Consider the following 1,151-nt stretch of genomic DNA (forward strand, 5'->3'; position numbering starts at 1 on the left):
TAACGGTTACGGATTAGACTTCTCATCAGGATTTTCGAGTCTTTTTCGGAGGTCGATCAATTCCTGCTCAAGAGCCAAAAAGCGGTCGCTGATGGGGTCTGGCAGATCAACTTGGTCCATCGTCGCATCCGGCAGGCGTTCGCCCAGGGACTTAATCACACGGCCAGGCACCCCGATGACCGTCGAATTGGGGGGCACATTCTTCAATACGACAGAATTGGCCCCGATCTTCACATTGTCGCCGATCGTAATCCCGCCAAGAATCTTGGCCCCAGCCCCAACCACCACGTGATTGCCAAGCGTCGGGTGCCTCTTGCCACGCTCTTTACCTGTCCCCCCCAAAGTCACCCCTTGAAAGAGAGTCACGTAGTCCCCAATCTCAGCCGTTTCGCCGATCACCACCCCCATACCATGGTCGATGAAAAACCCCGTCCCGATTTTGGCGGCAGGATGAATCTCCACACCGGTTACCCAGCGGGCTAGTTGTGAAATCGCACGCGGTAGGAAGGGAACACCCATCGACTTGAGGCAATGGGAAATTCGATACGCCAACAACGCATGGAAGCCTGCGTACGTGAGAACGACCTCCAGCTTGCTTGTTGCCGCCGGATCTCGATCAAAGACCGCCTTGAGGTCTTGTGTAATGTGCGCCAGCATCAGCAGTATATCCTACGACCTCAGGTCGGCTCGATCAAACAGACCGCATGGGCGATCATGCCCTCCTCATGACCTACGGCATCTAACCCTTCTCCGCTCTTCACCTTGACATTGACTGATTCAGGGAGAATCCCGACGGCTTCTGCCAAGGTCTTCTGCATCGCCGCGAGGTGCGGCCCAAGGCGGGGCGCTTGAGCCACGATCACGGTGTCAATATTTCCCACTCGATACCCCTTCACTGTCAGCTTCGACATGACATCTTCCAATAGTTTGAGGCTCGAGATTCCTTTGTACTTGGGGTCCGAACTGGGGTAGTGCCGGCCCAAATCTCCCTCTCCCATTGCGCCCAACAAGGCATCGCAAACGGCATGAACCAGCACATCGGAGTCAGAATGACCAACCAACCCTTTGCTATGGGGAATTTCGACCCCGCCAAGAATCAGTTTACGCCCTGGCCCCAATGGATGGACGTCATAGCCATACCCAATACGAAA

At 55.2% G+C, this 1,151-nt stretch carries 2 protein-coding genes; both read right to left on the reverse strand.

The annotated features are described in order from the left end of the window. Positions 1-6: 6 nt before the first annotated feature. On the reverse strand, positions 7-657 hold the full coding sequence (gene cysE / locus HZB34_16440; protein MBI5317552.1) for a serine O-acetyltransferase: 651 nt from the start codon (positions 655-657) through the stop codon (positions 7-9). 20 nt (positions 658-677) lie between these two features. After that, on the reverse strand, positions 678-1,145 hold the full coding sequence (locus tag HZB34_16445) for a 2-C-methyl-D-erythritol 2,4-cyclodiphosphate synthase (GenBank protein MBI5317553.1): 468 nt from the start codon (positions 1,143-1,145) through the stop codon (positions 678-680). Positions 1,146-1,151: the final 6 nt, after the last annotated feature.

The organism is Nitrospirota bacterium (genome assembly GCA_016219645.1).
Taxonomy (GTDB): domain Bacteria; phylum Nitrospirota; class Nitrospiria; order Nitrospirales; family Nitrospiraceae; genus Palsa-1315.